We start from the raw sequence: 17829 nt of genomic DNA, 5'->3' as shown, positions 1-17829 counted from the left end.
TCGCAGGTGATCCAGCCGGTGTTGTGGGCGGTCATGGTGGGGTTGGCCGCGGTGTGGCGGGCGGCGGGGGTGGAGCCCCAGGCCGTCGTGGGCCAGTCCCAGGGCGAGATCGCCGCGGCGTCCGTGGCCGGGATCCTCTCCCTGGAGGACGCGGCGCGCGTGGTCGTGCTGCGCAGCAGGGCCCTGACCCGGATGGCCGGCACCGGAGGGATGGCCGCCGTGGACCTCCCCGCCGCCGAGGCTGGCGAGCTGATCGGGACGCGGTGGCGGGACCGCCTCTGGGTGGCCGTCCGGTCCGGTCCGGGGAGCTGCGTGGTGGCCGGCGACGTGACCGCCCTGGACGAGCTCGCCGAGCACGAGGGCGTCAGGGTCCGCCGGATCGCCGTGGACTACGCCAGCCACACCCCGCACATGCGCGTCCTCTCCCCCGAGCTGGAGAAGGAGCTGGCCGGGGTGTGGCCGGTCGAGGGCGACGTGCGGTTCTGCTCCTCGGTCGAGGCGGCGTTCGTCGAGGGCACGACCCTGACGGAGACGTACTGGATCGACAACCTGTGCCGCCCGGTGCTGTTCGACGAGGCGGTCCGGGTGGCCGGCGACGGCGGCAGCCCGATGTTCATCGAGGCCAGCCCCCATCCCGTGCTGACGGGCGACGTGACCGACGTCTGCGACGCCGCCGGGATCGGGGCCGGGGTGTGCGGGTCGCTGCGCCGTGACGAGGGCGGTCCGCGCCGGATGCTGCTCTCCCTGGCCCAGGCGTGGACGCTGGGCGCGGGGGTCTCCTGGACGACGGTCCTGGGATCCGGCCCGCGTCCCGCCGTGAGCCCGCCCGCCTACGCCTTCCAGCGCGACCGCTACTGGCTCGGCGACGGCCTGGCGGCGGTCGGTCCCGCCGGCACGGGCGTCGACGGCTCGCGGCACCCGCTGCTCGGCGCCGTCGTGTCCGTGGCAGACGACCGGTACGTCCTCACCGGCCGTCTCTCCCACCGGACGGCGCCCTGGCTGGCCGACCACGCGGTGGAGGGCGGCGTCCTGCTGCCCGGGGCCGCCTTCGCCGAACTGGCGCTGGAGGCCGCCGCCCACGCGGGCGGCGACCGCCTCGACGAACTGATCATCGAGACCCCGCTGTACCTGCCCGAGACGGGTACGGTCACCGTACAGATCACCCTTGACCCGCCGGACGCCGAGGGGCGCCGCGCCGTCGCCGTGTTCTCCCGCCACGCGGACGCCGACGCCTGGCGGCGGCACGCCTCGGGCGCCGTCGCCGGAGAGACCGCGCCCGCCGCCGGCCACGGCTGGGCCGCCGCCTGGCCCCCGCCCGCCGCCGTCCCCGTGGAGATCACGGACGGCTACGAGCGCCTGGCCGAGCAGGGATACGAGTACGGCCCCGCCTTCCAGGGCGTGCGCGCGATGTGGCGGGCGGGCGAGGAGCTCTACGCGGAGGTCGCCCTGCCCGACGGCGTGGACGCGGCCGGGTTCGGCATCCACCCCGCCCTCCTCGACGCCGCCTTCCACCCGCTGCTGCTGGCCGGTGACGACGGGGAACTGCGCCTGCCGTTCGCCTTCCAGGGCGTACGGCTCCACGCCGCCGAGGCCCGGGCCCTCCGCGTACGGCTGGCCGTGACCGGCGAGGACGTCGTCGTGCAGGCCGCCGACGCCACCGGCGCCCCGGTGCTCTCGATCGACGCCCTGCGCACGAGGGCCGCCGCGCCCCGCGCCGCCGCCCCCACCTCCCTCGCCCGGTACGGCGTGGACTGGGTGGACGCGGCGTCCCCGGCGGCCGGAGCCCCCGAGCCGGTCGTGGTCCCCTGCGTGAGCGACGAGCCGGACGTGCCCGCCGCCGTCAGGGATCTGACCGCCCGCGTCCTGACCGCCGTCACCTCCCACCCGGAGGACGGCGCCCCGCTGATGTTCGTCACCCGGCCCGGTGACGTGGCGGGTGCGGCGGTGTGGGGGCTGGTGCGGTCGGCGCAGACCGAGCAGCCGGGCCGCTTCCTCCTGGCCGAGGTCCCCGACGGGTACGCCGACTGGATCGGGATCGCCGCCGCCGGTGAGCCGCAGGTCCGTGTCGAGGACGGCCGGCTCCTGGTGCCCCGCCTGGTCCGCCGCGGTCCCGCGGCCGGGCCGGTCCCGCTGGCGGAGGGGACGGTTCTGGTGACCGGCGGCACCGGCGGCCTGGGTGCGTTGACGGCCCGGCACCTGGTGGTCCGGCACGGGGTGCGGGATCTGCTGCTGGTCTCCCGGCGCGGCCCGCGGGCCCCCGGCGCGGGTGAGCTGGTCGCGGAGCTGGAGGCCCTGGGAGCCCGGGTGGCGGTGGCCGCCTGCGACGTGGCCGACCGCGACGCGCTGGCCGCGGTGCTGGCCAGCGTCCGGTTGAGCGGCGTGGTGCACACGGCCGGCGTCCTGGACGACGCCCTGGTGGGGGATCTGACCCCGGATCGGCTGGCGACCGTGCTGGCGCCGAAGGCGGAGGCGGCCTGGCACCTGCACGAGCTGACCCGCGACCACCCCGTGTCGGCGTTCGTGCTGTTCTCGTCGCTGGCCGGGGTGCTGGGCAACGCCGGGCAGGGCAACTACGCCGCGGCCAACGCCTTCCTCGACGCTCTCGCGGCGCACCGCCGTGAGCGGGGGCTTCCTGCGGTGTCGGTGGCCTGGGGACTGTGGGACACCGAGGACTCCGGGATGACCGGCGGGCTGAGCCGGGCCGACGTGGCCCGGCTGACGCGGTCGGGGATCGCCCCGCTGGCCCCGGACCAGGGGCTGGAGCTGTTCGACGCCGCCCTGAGCGGTGACGACGCGCTCGTGGTCGCGGCCCGCTGGGACACCACCGGGCTGCGTACCAGGGCCGAGAACGGCGACCTGCCGCCCATGCTGCGCGGCCTCGTCCGCATGCCCCGGAAGGCGGCGTCCTCGGCGGCACGGACGGGCGACGCCACCCTCGCCGACCGCATGGCGGCCCTGCCCCGGCCCGACGCGCTGCGCCTGCTCGTCGACACCGTGCAGGGCCACGTCGCCGCGGTGCTCGCGCACGGCAGCGCCGGCAGCGTCGACGTGAACCGCCCCTTCAACGAACTCGGCTTCGACTCCCTGACCGCCGTCGAGCTGCGCAACCGGCTCAACGCCGACACCGGCCTGCGGCTGCCCGCCACGCTCGTCTTCGACCACCCCACCATCACCACGCTCGCCCAGCACCTGTCCACCGTCCTGGCCCCGCCGGAGGCGGCGCCCGAGGACACGCTCCGCGACGCCCTCGCCCGGATCGACCAGGCGCTGGCGAGCGCCAACGGGGAGGCCGACTCCATCCGCGGCCGTCTCATGCCGATCCTGCAGGGCGCGCTCGCCAGGCTCGGCTCGGCCACGGCGCCGCACGGCGGAGTGATGGACAAGATCGATTCAGCCTCCGACGAGGAGATCTTCGCCCTCATCGACAACGAACTGTGACCACGACCGCGACCGGAAAGGCTCCGCCGATGGGGACCGAGGAAAAACTCCGCGCATACCTCAAGCGCGTGACCGTCGATCTGGCCCAGACCCGCCAGCGCCTCACCGAGCTGGAGGAGCGCCGTCACGAGCCCATCGCCGTCGTCGGTATGGCCTGCCGCTACCCCGGCGGCGCCACCGTGGAGGACTTCTGGGACCTGCTTCGGCGGGGCGACGACGCGGTGGGCGAGGTGCCGCCCTCGCGCTGGGACGTCGACGCGTACTACGACCCGTCGCCCGGCGTGCCCGGCACCATGTACACCAGGTACGGCGCGTTCCTGGACGACGTGACCGGCTGGGACGCCGAGTTCTTCGGCCTGTCCCCGCGCGAGGCGCTGCGCATGGACCCGCACCAGCGGCTGCTGCTCGAACTCGCCTGGGAGGGACTGGAGAACGCCGGGCTCGCGCCGTCCCGGCTGGCCGGCAGCCGCACCGCCGTCATGGTCGGCTTCATGGACACGCTCCAGTACGGCAGGCTCCAGCTCGAACTCCAGGGCGACGAGGTCGTCTCCGACCCCTACCTCGGCCAGGGGGCGGTGGCGAGCGTGGCGGCCGGGCGCATCGCGTACCAGCTCGACCTGATGGGGCCCACCCTCACCGTGGACACCGCCTGCTCCTCCTCGCTGATCGCCATCCACCTGGCCGCCGAGAGCCTGCGCCGGGGCGAGTGCGACCTGGCCCTCGCCGGCGGCGCCTCGCTCACCCTGCACCCCACGGTGTACCTCCAGGCGTGCGCCGGTCTGATGATGTGCTCCGACGGGCGGTGCAAGACCTTCGACGAGCAGGCCGACGGGTACGTGATGGGCGAGGGCGGCGGCATGGTCGTCCTCGAACCGCTGTCGAAGGCGATCGCCGCCGGCCGGCGGATCCGGGCCGTCCTGCGCGGCTCGGCGGTCAACCAGGACGGCCGCAGCAACGGCCTCACCGCGCCCAGCCGGCGCGCCCAGGCCGACGTCATCACCCGCGCCCTGGCGGCGGCCGGGGTGAACCCCGACGACGTCGACTACGTGGAGGCGCACGGCTCCGGCACCCACCTGGGGGACGCCATCGAGCTGTCGGCCCTGCACGACGTGTTCGGCGGACGTGACCCGGGCCGGCCGCTGCGCGTGGGCGCCGTCAAGACCAACATCGGCCACACCCAGGCGGGCGCCGGGGTCGCGGGCGTCATCAAGACGATCCTGATGCTGGAGAACGGCCTGATCCCGCCCACCCTCAACCTCACCACCCCGGGCGCCGCCGTGCCCGCCGACGGCACCGTCCAGCCGGTGACGGCCGCCACCCCGCTGCCCCGCCGCGACGCCCCCGCCCTGGCCGGTGTCAGCTCCTTCGGCCTCTCCGGCACCAACGCCCACGTCGTCCTGGAAGCCGTCGCGCCGGTCCCGTCCCCTTCCGGCGGGAGCGCGCCCGTCACGTCCGCCTCCGAGTCCCCGGTCCCGTCCTCCGCCGGCCCGGCGGAGGAGGAGCGGTCCCGGGTGGTGCCGGTGTCGGCCGGCAGCGCGGAGGCGCTGCGGGAACAGGCCGGCAGGCTGGCGGACTGGCTGGAGGAGCGGCCCGGCACGGCGCTCGGCGATCTCACCCACACGCTGCGGACCGGCCGGGCCGAGCTCGACCACCGCCGCGCCCTCGTCTGCGCCGGCCTCGGCGACGCCGTACGCGGACTCCGCGCCGTCGCCGACGGCGGCGGCCGGCGGGTCACCGGCCACGCGCGCCTGGCCTTCCTCCTCCCCGGCGTGGGCGACCACTACGCCGGCCTCGGCCGCGAGCTGTACGTTCGGGAGCCCGCCTACGCCGCCGCCGTGGACGAGTGCGCCGACCTGGTGGAACGCCACTCGGGGGTGAACCTGCGCCCGTACTTCGCGGCCGAGCGGCCGGCGGCCCCGTCCGCCGGCCTGGCCGCCATGCTGGGCCGGGACGGCGGTGGAGACGGCGGCGGGGACGACGGCCGGGCCGCCGACGACCCGCTCGGCCACGCCCCGGTGGCGCACCCCTTCCTCTTCACCGTCGAGTACGCGCTGGCCCGCCTGCTCCGTCACTGGGGCGTCACCCCCGACCTGCTCGTCGGCTACAGCCTCGGCGAGTACGTCGCCGCCTGCCTGGCCGGGGTGTTCTCCCTGGAGGACGCCCTGCACGTCGTGATCGAGCGGGCGCACCTCATCGACGCGGCCCCCGCCGGACGCATGGTCGCGGTGGCCGCCCCCGAGGCCCCCATCCGCGCCGCCCTCTCCGCCGCCGGGATCGAGGTGGACGTGGCCGCGCTCAACGGCCCGTCCATGACCGTGCTCAGCGGCCCGCCCGCGGAGATCGAGCAGGCGACCGCCGTGCTGACCGGCCAGGGCCTGGCCTGCCGCCCGCTGCGCTCGGCCCACGCCTTCCACTCCTCGCTGCTCCAGCCGGCCAGGGAGAAGCTGGTCGCGGTGCTGGAGACGGTCCGGCGGAACGCCCCCGCCGTCACCGTCGTGTCCAACTTGACCGGCCGCCCGCTCACCGCCGAGCAGGCCACCGGCACCTCCTACTGGGCGGACCAGCTCGTCGGCACGGTCCGCTTCGCCGACGGCGTGCGCCACTGCCTGGACCAGGACGTGACCGCGTTCGTCGAACTGGGCCCCGGCCAGACCCTCGGCGGCCTGGTACGCCAGACCATGACCGGCGGCCCGGCCGCCGTCATCGGGACGCTGCCGCCGTTCTGGACGACCACCGGGCCGCGCGACGCCCACGCCGACCTGCTGAACGCCTGCGGCGCGCTGTGGGAGCTGGGCGCCGGGGTGAGCTGGGAACGCGTCGACCCGGGCGCCGGCCGCGTGCTGAGCCTGCCGGCGTACCCGTTCCAGCGCACCCGTTTCTGGCCGGAGCCCGCCGCCCGGCACGCCCGGCCGTCCCGGACGGCCCCCGAGTCTCCCGAGTCCTCCGAGTCCTCCGCGGCGGGACGGCCCGGCGACGCCGGGATCGGCGACCACGCCTTCGTCCCCGCGTGGCGGCGCGACCCGGCCGCCGGCGCGCTCCCCGCCGCGCTCGCGCTCCCCGGCCCGCTCGTCGTCCTCGCCGACCCCGGCGGCGCCGGATCGGCGCTCGCCGACCTGGCCGCCGCCTCCGGGACCCCGGTGGTGGAGGTGACGGCGGGCGTCGCGGGGGAGGGGCCGCGGCGCGAGGGCCGCCGCCTCGTCATCGACCCGGCCTCGCCCGGGCAGTACGCCGAGGTCTTCGCCGGGCTCCCTCCGGGCCCCGTGCACGTGGCCCACCTGTGGAGCCTGGCCGCGGCCGACGGGCTGCCCGGCGACGAGGAGCTGTGGGAGGCCGTCGGGCACGGCTTCGACAGCCTCCTGCTGACACTGCACGCGCTGGGCGACCGGCCGGGCCGCCTGCTCACCGTGAGCCGGGGCGCCACCGAGATCCTCGGCGGCGACGTGCCGGCCCCCCACCGGTCGCTCGTCCACGGTCTCGGCCGGGCCGCCCGCCACGAGTACGCCGGCCTGACCTGGAGCGGCGTGGACCTGGACGCCGAGGAGGACTCCCCCGCCACGGCCGTGGCCGCCCAGCTCGCCCGCGAGCTCCTCACGCCGCCGGAGGAGGACGGCGCCCCCGAGGCGGCCGACCCCCTGACCGGTGTGCGCCGAGGCCGCCGCTGGGTCCGCCACTGGACCCGCGTCCCCGACCGGCCCGAACCGTCGTCGCCCTGGCGGGCGGACGGCGCGTACCTCATCACCGGCGGCACCCGCGGCCTCGGCATGGCGCTCGCCCGGCACCTGGCCCGCGCGGGCGTCCGCCGCCTGGCCCTGGTCGGCCGCACCCCGCTGTCCCGAGACGGCGCCGCGCCCGGCGACGACAGGACGGCCGGGACGCTGCGGGACGTCGCCGAACTCGAAGCCATGGGCGTCGAGGTGCTGCTCCTCACGGCGGACACGGGCGTGCCCGGACAGCTGCGGGACGCCCTGCGCCGGGCGCGGGAGCACTTCGGCCGCCTCCACGGCGTGGTCCACGCCGCCGGGCTGCCGGCGAGCGGGATGGTGCGGCGCCGTACCCCGGACGAGGCGCGGCGCGTGCTGGCCCCCAAGGTGCTGGCCATGGGCCCGCTGACCGAGCTGGTCGGCCCCGAGACCCCCGCCGAGGACCGCCCCGAGGTCCTGGTGCTCTACTCCTCGGCCGTCACCGCGTTCGGCGGTGTCGGCGAGGCCGACTACTGCGCCGCCAACACCGTCCTCGACGCGTACGGCCAGGCGCTGGCCGCCGTCGCCCCCTCCACCCGCGTCGTCTCGGTGGCCTGGGGACCCTGGCGGCACGACGTGTGGCAGTCCGAAGGACTCACGTCGCCGGCGGGCGGCGGCCTGGCCGGCCGGGTGGCCGACTACCGCGCCCGGTACGGCTTCCCCGACGACGCCGGCTGCGCGTTCCTGGACCGCATCCTGGCCGGTGACCACGGCAACGTCCTGGCCGTCCGGCAGCCGCTGCGCGAGGTGCTGCGCGCCTGGACGTCCATGCTCGACCTGGACGAACTGGTCGGGGGCGCGACCGTCGTGCCCCGGGGCGAACGGTTCGCGCGCCCGCAGCTCCGCACCGACTACGCGCCGCCCAGGACCGACGCCGAAGCCGAGATCGCCGAGCTGTGGGGTGCCTACCTCGGCATCGATCGGGTCGGCGTCCACGACCCGTTCTTCGACCTCGGAGGCAACTCGCTGCTCGGCATGGCGATGGTGATGGCCGTCGAGAAGCGGCTCGGCCGCCCCGTCCCGCCCGCGGTGCTGTTCGAGCACCCGACCGTGGCCGAGTTCGCCGCGGCCCTGCACGACGACGGCGCCGCCGCCCGGGAGGCGCTCACCGCCGGTTCGGCGAGGGGGCAGCGGCGCCGCCGGGCGAGGTCCGGCCCCCGGAAATGACCACCGTCCGAGCAACGGAGAAGAGGACGCGAGACGTGAACGACGACATCGAAGGTCCGGGCACCGACATCGCGATCGTCGGGATGTCCGGCCGCTTCCCCGGCGCGTCCGACGTCGCCGGACTCTGGTCGGTCATCCGGGAGGGGCGGTCCGGGATCACCCGGTTCACCGACGACGAGCTGCGCGCCGCCGGGGTGCCCGAGGACGTGCTCTCCGACCCCGCGTACGTCAAGGCCGCCCCGGTCATCGACGGCGTCGAGCTGTTCGACGCGGCGTTCTTCGGGTTCGGCCCCAAGGAGGCGCAGATCCTCGACCCGCAGCACCGGCTGTTCCTGGAGCACAGCTGGACGGCGCTGGAGGACGCGGGCTGCGACCCCGCGCGGTTCGAGGGCTCGATCGGGGTGTTCGGCGGGTGCGCGCACAGCTCGTACATGCAGAACAACCTCATCCCCAGCGGCGTCGGCGCGGTCATGGGCGCCCTCGCGCTCGGCCTGGCCAACGACAAGGACTCCCTCACCACGCGCGTCGCCCACGCGCTCGGCCTGTCCGGACCGGCGTACGGCGTGCAGAGCTACTGCTCGACCTCGCTCGTCGCGGTGTGCGCGGCGGCCACGAGCCTCGCCGGGTTCGAGTGCGACCTGGCGCTGGCCGGCGGCGTCGCGGTCGACGTGCCGCACCGGGTGGGCTACCTGTACCAGCAGGGCGGCATCGCGCCGCCCGACGGCGAGTGCCGCGCGTTCGACGCCGGAGGGCTCGGCGCGCCCCTGGGCAGCGGCGTCGGCGTGGTCGCGCTGCGACGGCTGGAGGACGCGCTCGCCGACGGCGACCAGGTCTACGCCGTCATCCGCGGCTGGGCGGTCAACAACGACGCCGGGCGCAAGGTCGGGTTCACCGCGCCGGGCGTGCAGGGCCAGGCCGCCGTCATGGCCGAGGCGCTGGCCGCCGCCGGCCTCACGCCCGACGACATCGACTACGTGGAGGCGCACGGCACCGGCACCGCGCTCGGCGACGCCGCCGAGCTGGCCGCGCTCCAGCAGGTGTTCCGCGGCCGGTCGCTGCTGATCGGCTCGGTCAAGACGAACCTCGGCCACCTCGACCGGGCCGCCGGGGTCACGAACCTGATCAAGGCCGCGCTGGCGCTCCGCCACGACGAGATCCCGCCCACGCTCAACCTGTCCGAGCCGAATCCGCAGCTCGCCGGTGGCGAGGCCGCGCTGGACGTGGTCACCGACCTGCGTCCCTGGCCGCGCGAGGACGGCCGGACCCGGCGGGCCGGGGTGAGCGCGTTCGGCATCGGCGGCACCAACGCGCACGTCGTGCTGGAGGAGGCGCCGCCCGCGCCCGGGACCGGGGAGCGGCCCGGTGAGGAGCGGCCCCGCCCGGAGCCGCTGGTCTGGTCCGCCCGCACGGCCGAGGCGGCCGACGCCATGACCGCCCGCCTGGCCGATCACCTGGCCGGGGACGGCCGCGGGCACCGGCTGGCCGACGTGGCCCGCACCCTCCAGACCGGCCGCCGGGTGTTCGCCCACCGCCGCGTGCTCGTCGCCTCCTCCACGGAGGAGGCCGCCGCCGCGCTGCGCGAGCCGGCCGGCGTCCTGGGCCGTTCCGAGGACCGCGACGACCGGCCCGTGGCCTTCCTCATCGCCGGGACCGGCGAGCAGTACCCGGGCATGGCGGCCGGCCTGCACCGCACCGAACCGGTCTTCCGCGACGTGCTGGACGAGTGCCGGGACGTGCTGCGCGGGCTCATGGGCGGCGCCGACCCGCTCGCCGAGATGCTCGGCCCGCGCCGCGACGGCGACGGCGGCGTGTTCGGCCGCGCCGCCGTCCCCGGCGCGACCCCGACCGAGGTGCTGCAGCCCGCGCTGTTCGCGGTCGAGTACGCCCTGGCCAGGCTCGTGATCTCGTGGGGCGTCCGGCCCGCGGCGATGGTCGGGTACAGCCTCGGCGAGTACGTCGCCGCCACCCTGGCCGGCGTGCTGTCACTGAAGGACGCCCTCGCCCTCGTCGCCCACCGGGCCCGCCTCATCGGCGAGCTGCCCGGGGGCGCGATGAGCGCGGCCCCGCTGCCCGCCCCCGACCTCGCGGACCGCCTGCGCCGGGCCGGGATCACGGGACTCGACGTGGGCGCGGTCAGCGGGCCGCGGCTCACCGTGCTGTCCGGCGAGCCGGCGGCCATGAACGCCGCCCGCGAGCTGCTGGAGGCGGACGGGGTGCCGTGCCGTCCCCTCGCCACGACGCACGCGTTCCACTCGCGCATGATGGAGCCGATCAGGGAGCGGCTCACCGCGTGGATCGCGGCCAACGTCACGCTCCGGGCGCCGCGGACGCCATACGTGTCGAACGTCACGGGGGAGTTCGTCACGGCCGGCCAGGTGACGGACCCGGCGTACTGGGCCGAGCACATGTGCGCGCCCGTCCGGTTCGACGAGGCGCTGGCGACGCTGCTCGGCCACGACGCCGACACCGCGCTGCTGGAGATCGGACCCGGGCCGTCACTGGGCGTGATGGCCCGCGGCCACCACGACTGCGACCCCGGCCGCTGGCCCCTCATCGTGCCCGCCCTCCCCGGCGCGGGCGACCCCCGCCCGGCCGAGGAGGTCCTCGCGGAGGCGGCGGGCCGGCTGTGGCTGGCGGGCGTGCCGCTCGACTGGACCGGCTTCCGCGGGGACCGTCCCGCGACCAAGGTCGGCCTCCCCACCTACCCCTTCCAGCGCGACCGCTACTGGGTGGACGCCCCCACTGCCCCCACCGCTCCCGCGCCGTCCGTGTCCTCCGTGTCCTCCGTGCCCTCCATGTCCCCTTCCACGCCCACCGCGCCCGCCGTGGAACGGCCCTCCGCGCACGTGCGCGTCCTCACCCCCGCCTGGACGCCGGCTCCGCTCGCGGCCTCGCCCGACGCCGACGCCCGGGGGCTTCCGACGGGACGATGCGTGCTGGTGGCGGAGCGGGGCGAGACCGCCGAGGCGGTGGGTCGCGCCCTGCGGGCCGCCGGGAACGAGGTCGTGACCGTACCGGCCGGCGGGACCCCCGATGGGACACCGGCCGGTGAGCACACCCTCGGCCTCGGGTCCGCGGAGGAGCACGTGGCTCTGGCCCGGCGCCTGGGTGACGCCGCCGTCGTGGTGGACCTGCGCCTGCTCGACCGCGACCCCGAGGGCCCCGGCGACCGGCACGCCGACGGCCGCGACGCCGTCCTCCCGCTGGCCCGGCTGCTGTCCGCCTGGGGTGAGGAGGGCGGTGACGGCACCCGCGTCCTGGTCGCGACCCGGGGCGGGCAGGCGGTGGCCGACGGTGAGACCCCCGACCCCGCCCAGGCCGCCGCGGCCACCCTGCCCATGGTCGCCAATCAGGAGTACCTCACCCTCGACTGCTCCGTCCTCGACCTCGCCCCCGGCTCGGACCCGGAGGAGGCGGCGCGGGCGATCGCCGCCGAGATCCGCCACGGTGGCGGCGACACGTTCGTCGCCCACCGCGACGGCGTCCGCCTCACCCGCGCCTACACCGACCCCGAGCCCGCTCCCGAGTCCGCTTCCGGGCCGGTGATCACCGCCGGCCGTACGTATCTCATCACCGGCGGCCTGGGCGACGTCGGCCTGCTCGTGGCGGAGCACCTGGCCGGGGCCGGAGCCGGCCGGATCGTGCTCACCGGCCGCCGTGGCCTCCCCGCCGACCCGGACCACCCCCGTCACCGGGCGGTCGCCCGCCTGCGCGACCTCGGCGCCGAGGTGCTCACCCCGCGGGTGGACGTGACCGACGCCGACGCCATGCGCGCCATGATCGCCGACGTCACCGGGAACGGCCGCCACCCCCTGGGCGGCGTCGTCCACCTGGCCGCCGAGACCTCGCCGGACACGTTCCGCCCCCTCCGCGACCTCGACGACGGCGCCCTGGAGAGGCACTTCGCCGCCAAGGTCACCGGCGCCCTGGTCCTGGAGCGGGTGCTGGCCGAACTCCGGGAGCCCTACGGCTTCTGCGTCCTGTTCTCCTCCACGTCGGCCCTGCTCGGCGGCATCACGTTCGGCTCGTACGCCGCCGCCAACGCCGCCCTCACCGCGCTCGCGCACCGCAACCCCACCTGGGTCGCCGCGAGCTGGGACACCTGGTCGGTCACCCTCGGCAGGATCGAGGGCGGCCTGGGCGCGTCGATGGCCGCGCACTCCATGTCGGACGCCGAGGGACTGGCGGCCCTCGACCGGCTGCTCGCCGCCCCGCGCCCCTCCCTGGTGGTGGCCGCGGGCGGTCTGGACGACCGGCTGCCGGGGAGGACGACCGCGACGGCCGCGACGGTCCCGGCCGGCGCGGACCGGTTCCCGCGCCCCGAGCTGCCCCAGCCGTACACGCCGCCCCTCACGCGGGCCGAGCGCGACCTCGCCGGCCTCTGGTCCGAGGTGCTCGGCGTGGAGCCGGTCGGCACCCGGGACAACTTCTTCGACCTCGGCGGCAACTCGCTGGTGGCGATCCAGATGCTGGCGCTGGTGAAGCAGCGGTTCGGCGTCGCGGTGCCCACCGTGACGCTGTTCGAGGCGTCCACCGTGCACGCCCTGGCCGCCATCCTCGACGAACGCTCCGAGTCCGTACCCGAGCCCGCGCCCGTCCCCGCACGGGTCGTGGAGCGGGCCCCGGCCCCCGCCGGGGACGACGACCGCGGGATCGCGATCGTCGGCATGGCGGGCCGCTTCCCCGGCGCCCCCGACGTGGGGGCGTTCTGGCGGAACCTGCGCGACGGCGTGGAGTCCATCAGCTTCTTCACCGAGGAGGAGCTGCTGGCCTCCGGGGTGACCCCCGACCTGGTGAAGGACCCGGCGTACGTGCCCGCCCGCCCCGTCCTCGACGACGTGGCCGGCTTCGACGCGGCGTTCTTCGGCATGAGCCCCCGGATGGCCGCGATCACCGACCCGCAGCAGCGGGCCTTCCTGGAGGTGTGCTGGGAGGCCCTGGAGCAGGCCGGGTACGCCGCCCCCGAGCACCGCGGCCGGGTCGGCGTGTACGGCGGCTCCAACATCAGCACCTACCTGCTCCGCCAGACCGCCCGGCTCCTGGAGGGCGACCAGCAGGAGTTCACCGACTTCGAGGTCATCATGGGCAACGACAAGGACGCCCTGACCACGACCGTCTCCTACCTGTTCGGCCTGTACGGTCCCAGCGTCGCCGTCCAGACGTTCTGCTCCACGTCGCTGGTGGCCGCGCACCTGGCCGTGCAGAGCCTGCGCAACGGCGAGTGCGAGCTGGCCCTGGCGGGCGGCGTATCCATCCGCGTCCCGGACCGGGTCGGCCACCTGTACGGCCCCGGCGGCCAGGAGTCGCCCGACGGTCACGTCCGCACGTTCGACGCGCGGGCGAAGGGCAGCATGTTCGGCGACGGCGCGGCCGTGGTGCTGCTCAAGCGGCTGCCGGACGCCGTCCGCGACGGCGACCACATCTGGGCCGTGATCCGCGGCTCGGCCATGAACAACGACGGCGCGCTCAAGGTGGGCTACACCGCCCCCAGCGTCGTGGGGCAGGCCAGGGTGATCGCCGACGCGATGGCCGACGCGGGCGTCACCGGGGACGACATCAGCTACGTCGAGGCGCACGGGACCGCGACCGAGCTGGGCGACCCGATCGAGGTGGCCGCGCTGGCCCGCGCCTTCGGCGCCACGGGCGAGAAGGGCTACTGCCCGATCGGCTCGGTGAAGACCAACGTGGGGCACCTGGACCGGGCGGCGGGGGCCAGCGGCCTGATCAAGACGTCGCTGGCGCTGCGGGAGGGCGTGATCCCGCCCAGCCTCCACTACACGACCCCCAACCCGGAGATCGACTTCGAGGACGGCCCGTTCTACGTCAACACCGAGCTGTCCCGCTGGCGCACCCGTGGCGACCGCCCCCGCATCGCCGGTCTCAACTCGCTCGGCATGGGCGGCACCAACGTCCACATGGTCGTCGAGCAGCCCCCGGTCAGGGAGGGCGCCGAACCGGCCGCGCACCGCCACCACGTCCTGCCCGTCTCGGCGCGCACCGGCGAGGCCGCGGACCAGGCGTGCGAGCGCCTCGGACGCCACCTGGCCGCCGAGCCGGCCACGCGGCTGGCCGACGTGGCGTACACGCTGCAGGCCGGACGCAAGACGTTCGAGCACCGCCGCGCCCTGGTCACCGACGGCGTCGCCGCGGCGGCGAAGGCGCTCGGCGAGCGGACCGGACTGCTGGGCCGGGTCGAGACCGTCCAGGACCGCGGGGTCGCGTTCCTCTTCGACGGCGTCGGCGAGCAGTACCCCGGCCTGGCCGGCGACCTGTACCGCCACGAAGCGGCCTTCCGCGCCGCCTTCGACGAGTGTCTGGCGCTGCTCGGCGACGACCTGCCGGAGCTGGCCGGCCTGCTCACGGGCGAGCGGGGCGGCGGCGCGGACCTGGCCGCCCTGCTCGGCCGTGACGGCTCCGGCGGCCGCGGCGGCGCGAGCGGCGGCCGGGCCGCGGCGCTCGAACGCACCGAGGTCGTCCAGCCCGCGCTGTTCGCCGTCGAGTACGCCCTGGCCCGCACCCTCATCTCGTGGGGCGTCACCCCGCGCCTCATGCTCGGCTACAGCCTCGGCGAGTATGTCGCCGCGACCCTGGCGGGCGTCCTGTCGCTGAAGGACGCCCTGGCCCTGGTCGCCCACCGGGCCCGCCTCATCGCCGGCCTCCCCGCGGGGGCCATGCTCGCCGTGTCGCTCCCGGTGGACCGGCTGCGCCGCCGCTTCCGGCTGGACGAGCTCGGCCTGGACGTCGCCGCCGTCAACGGTCCCCAGGTCACGGTGGTCGCCGGGCCCGGTGAGGCGGTCACGCGGCTGGCCGCCGACCTGCGCGCGGCCGAGGTGCCGTGCCGCCCGCTGGAGACCACCCACGCCTTCCACTCGCGGATGCTGGAGCCGCTGAGCGACGAGCTGACCGGGTGGGTGGCGGCCAACGTGCGGCTGAACGCGCCGAGCCTGCCGTACATCTCGAACGTGACCGGCGAGGTCGCCGACGCCGCGCTCGTGTGCGACCCCGGCTACTGGGCGCGGCACATGTGCGCGACCGTCCGGTTCGCCGACGGCGTCGGCACGGTGCTGGCCGACCCCGAGCTGGCCGTCGTGGAGATCGGCCCCGGGCAGTCGCTCGGCGCGCTGGTCCGCGGCGCGGGCTGCCCGCCCGAGCGCTGGCCGCTGATCACCCACACGCTGCCCGCCGCGAGCGACGGCAGGGCGGGCGACCTCGCGCTGGCGGACTGCCTGGCCCGCCTCTGGCTGTGCGGCGTCACCGTCGACTGGGACGCCTACCACGGCAGGAGCCCGGCGAACGGCCAGGCCCGGGGCACCGGGCAGCCCCGGGCCGTCACCGATCAGGACCGGGACGCCGCCGGTCGGGAGGGGGAGACCGCCGACCGGACCATGGAGGCCGTACCCGGCCGGATCCCGCTGCCCACCTATCCCTTCCAGCGGCAGCGCCACTGGATCGAGCCCCCGGCCCCGCGCCGGCCCGCGATCGAGGCGGCGGCCGAGCCGGACAACATCTTCGACGCCATCACGAGCCTGCCCAGGCTTCCGGAGGACCGCTGGCTCCACCTCCCCGTCTGGCGTCAGACCGCGCCCCCCGCCCCCGCCGCCGAGGGCCCCGGCTCCTGGCTGGTCTTCACGGGCGAGGGCCCGGCCGGTGTCGTCGCCGAGAACCTCAGGGCCACCGGCGCCACCGTCACCCTGGTCCGCGCCGGCGACGCGTACACGACCACCCCGGACGGCGACCACACCGTCAGGCCGGGCGACGTCGCCGACCTGCGCGCCCTGCTCCGCGACCTCAGGGCCGCGGGCCGTCCCCTGGACCGGGTCCTGCACCTGTGGGCCCTGGAGCCGGACGGCGCCGGCGACGTCGGCGGAATCGACGGCGTCGGCGACGTCACGGTCCGCGGTCTCCACACCCTCGTCGCCCTGGCCGGGGCCGCGGGGGAGTCGGGCGTCACCGACTGGTCCCTGGACGTCGTGGTCTCCGGAACCCAGCAGGTCGTCGGCAACGAGGTCACCTGCCCCGAGGCCGCCACCCTCACCGGCCCCTGCCTGGTGATCCCCCTGGAGTACCCGGGGGTGACCACCCGCCTGATCGACCTCCCGGGCGCGCCCGCGCCTGCGGACCTGGCCGCGCTGGCCGCCGAGCTGGCCCGCCCGCAGTCCGACCGCACGGTCGCCCTGCGGAACGGCCGCCGCTGGCTCCCGGACTACGAGCAGCTGCCCGCCGTACCGCAGGACGAGCCCTTCCGCGACGAGGGCGTCTACCTGATCACGGGCGGCCTCGGCGGCATCGCGCTCGGCCTGGCCGAGCACCTGGCCCGCGAGCACCGCGCCAAACTGGTCCTCCTGGCCAGGACCGGCCTGCCGCCGGAGGACGGCGACCACGACGAGACCGCGAAGCGGCGCGCCGCCCAGGTCCGCGACCTGATCGACCTGGGAGCCGAGGTCGAGATCGTCGTCGGCGACGTGGCGGACGCCGCCGACGCGCGCCGCGCCGTGGACGCGGCCCTGGCCCGTTTCGGCGCGCTCCACGGCGTCCTGCACGCCGCGGGCGTCCCCGGCATGGGCCTCATGCAGTTCAAACGGCCCGAGGAGCTGGACGCCGTCCTCGCCCCCAAGGTCGCCGGAACCCTGGCCCTCGCCGAGGCGCTGCGCGTCGGAGAGCCGGACGAGGTCGAACTGGACTTCCTGGTCCTGTTCTCCTCCATCACCTCCGCCACCGGCGGCGGCCCCGGCCAGGTGGACTACTGCGCCGCCAACGCCTTCCTCGACGGCTACGCCTGCAGGCTGGCCGCCACCGGCCGCCGCGTCGTCGCCGTCGACTGGGGCGAGTGGACGTGGAACGCCTGGGAGGCCGGCCTGGCCGGGTACGAGGAGGAGCTGCGCGACTTCTTCCGCCGGAACCGGGCCAGGGTCGGCATCGGCTTCGCGGACGGCTGGCGCTCGCTCCGGCGGGCCCTGGCCTCCGGCGAGCCGCGCGTCGTGATCTCCACCCAGGACTACCCGACCCTCATCCGCGGCAGCTCCCGCTTCACGCTGGAGGCCGTCACCTCGCCCGACATGGGCGGCGGCGACCTGCACCCCAGGCCCGAGCTGGTCACCTCCTACCAGGAGCCGACCGGCCCCACCGAGGAGAAGACGGCCGCGATCTGGCGGGAGTCGCTGCGGCTGGACCGGGTGGGCGCCCTGGACAACTTCTTCGAGCTCGGCGGCAACTCGCTGCTCGGCGTGGCGATCGTGGCCGCCGTACGGCGGGCCTTCGGCCTGGACGAACTGCCCCCGCACATCCTCTACGAGGCCCCCACCGTGGCGGCGCTCAGCCGGACCGTCGAGGCGGCGGTCTCGGGCACGGCGCCCGCGCAGGCCGACGCCGACGGCGGCAGCCACGTGCGCGCCCAGCTGCGCCGCTCGGGCCTCGAAGCCTCCGCCGCGCGGAGGCGCGCACGCCAACCTCAGGAGACCCACATATGAGAGGCAAGACCCACATG

3 protein-coding genes are annotated in these 17829 nt (G+C 76.3%); all 3 read left to right on the top strand.

Annotated features, from left to right (window positions below):
* Positions 1-3438: SDR family NAD(P)-dependent oxidoreductase (locus tag ACFYSC_RS36645; protein ID WP_389970927.1), on the top strand; the 3438-nt coding region annotated here is incomplete at its 5' end.
* Positions 3439-3467: 29 nt separating this feature from the next.
* Positions 3468-8345 (top strand): SDR family NAD(P)-dependent oxidoreductase, encoded by a 4878-nt coding sequence (locus tag ACFYSC_RS36640; protein WP_389970924.1) that lies wholly within the window; start codon positions 3468-3470, stop codon positions 8343-8345.
* Positions 8346-8380: 35 nt separating this feature from the next.
* Complete coding sequence (locus ACFYSC_RS36635) at positions 8381-17812, top strand: SDR family NAD(P)-dependent oxidoreductase (RefSeq protein WP_389970921.1); 9432 nt, start codon at positions 8381-8383, stop codon at positions 17810-17812.
* Positions 17813-17829 lie beyond the last annotated feature (17 nt).

Source organism: Streptosporangium sp. NPDC004379 (assembly GCF_042873875.1).
GTDB lineage: Bacteria > Actinomycetota > Actinomycetes > Streptosporangiales > Streptosporangiaceae > Streptosporangium.
The sequence above is the reverse complement of the archived record's forward strand: the minus strand, read 5'-3'. Positions and strand labels throughout refer to the sequence as shown.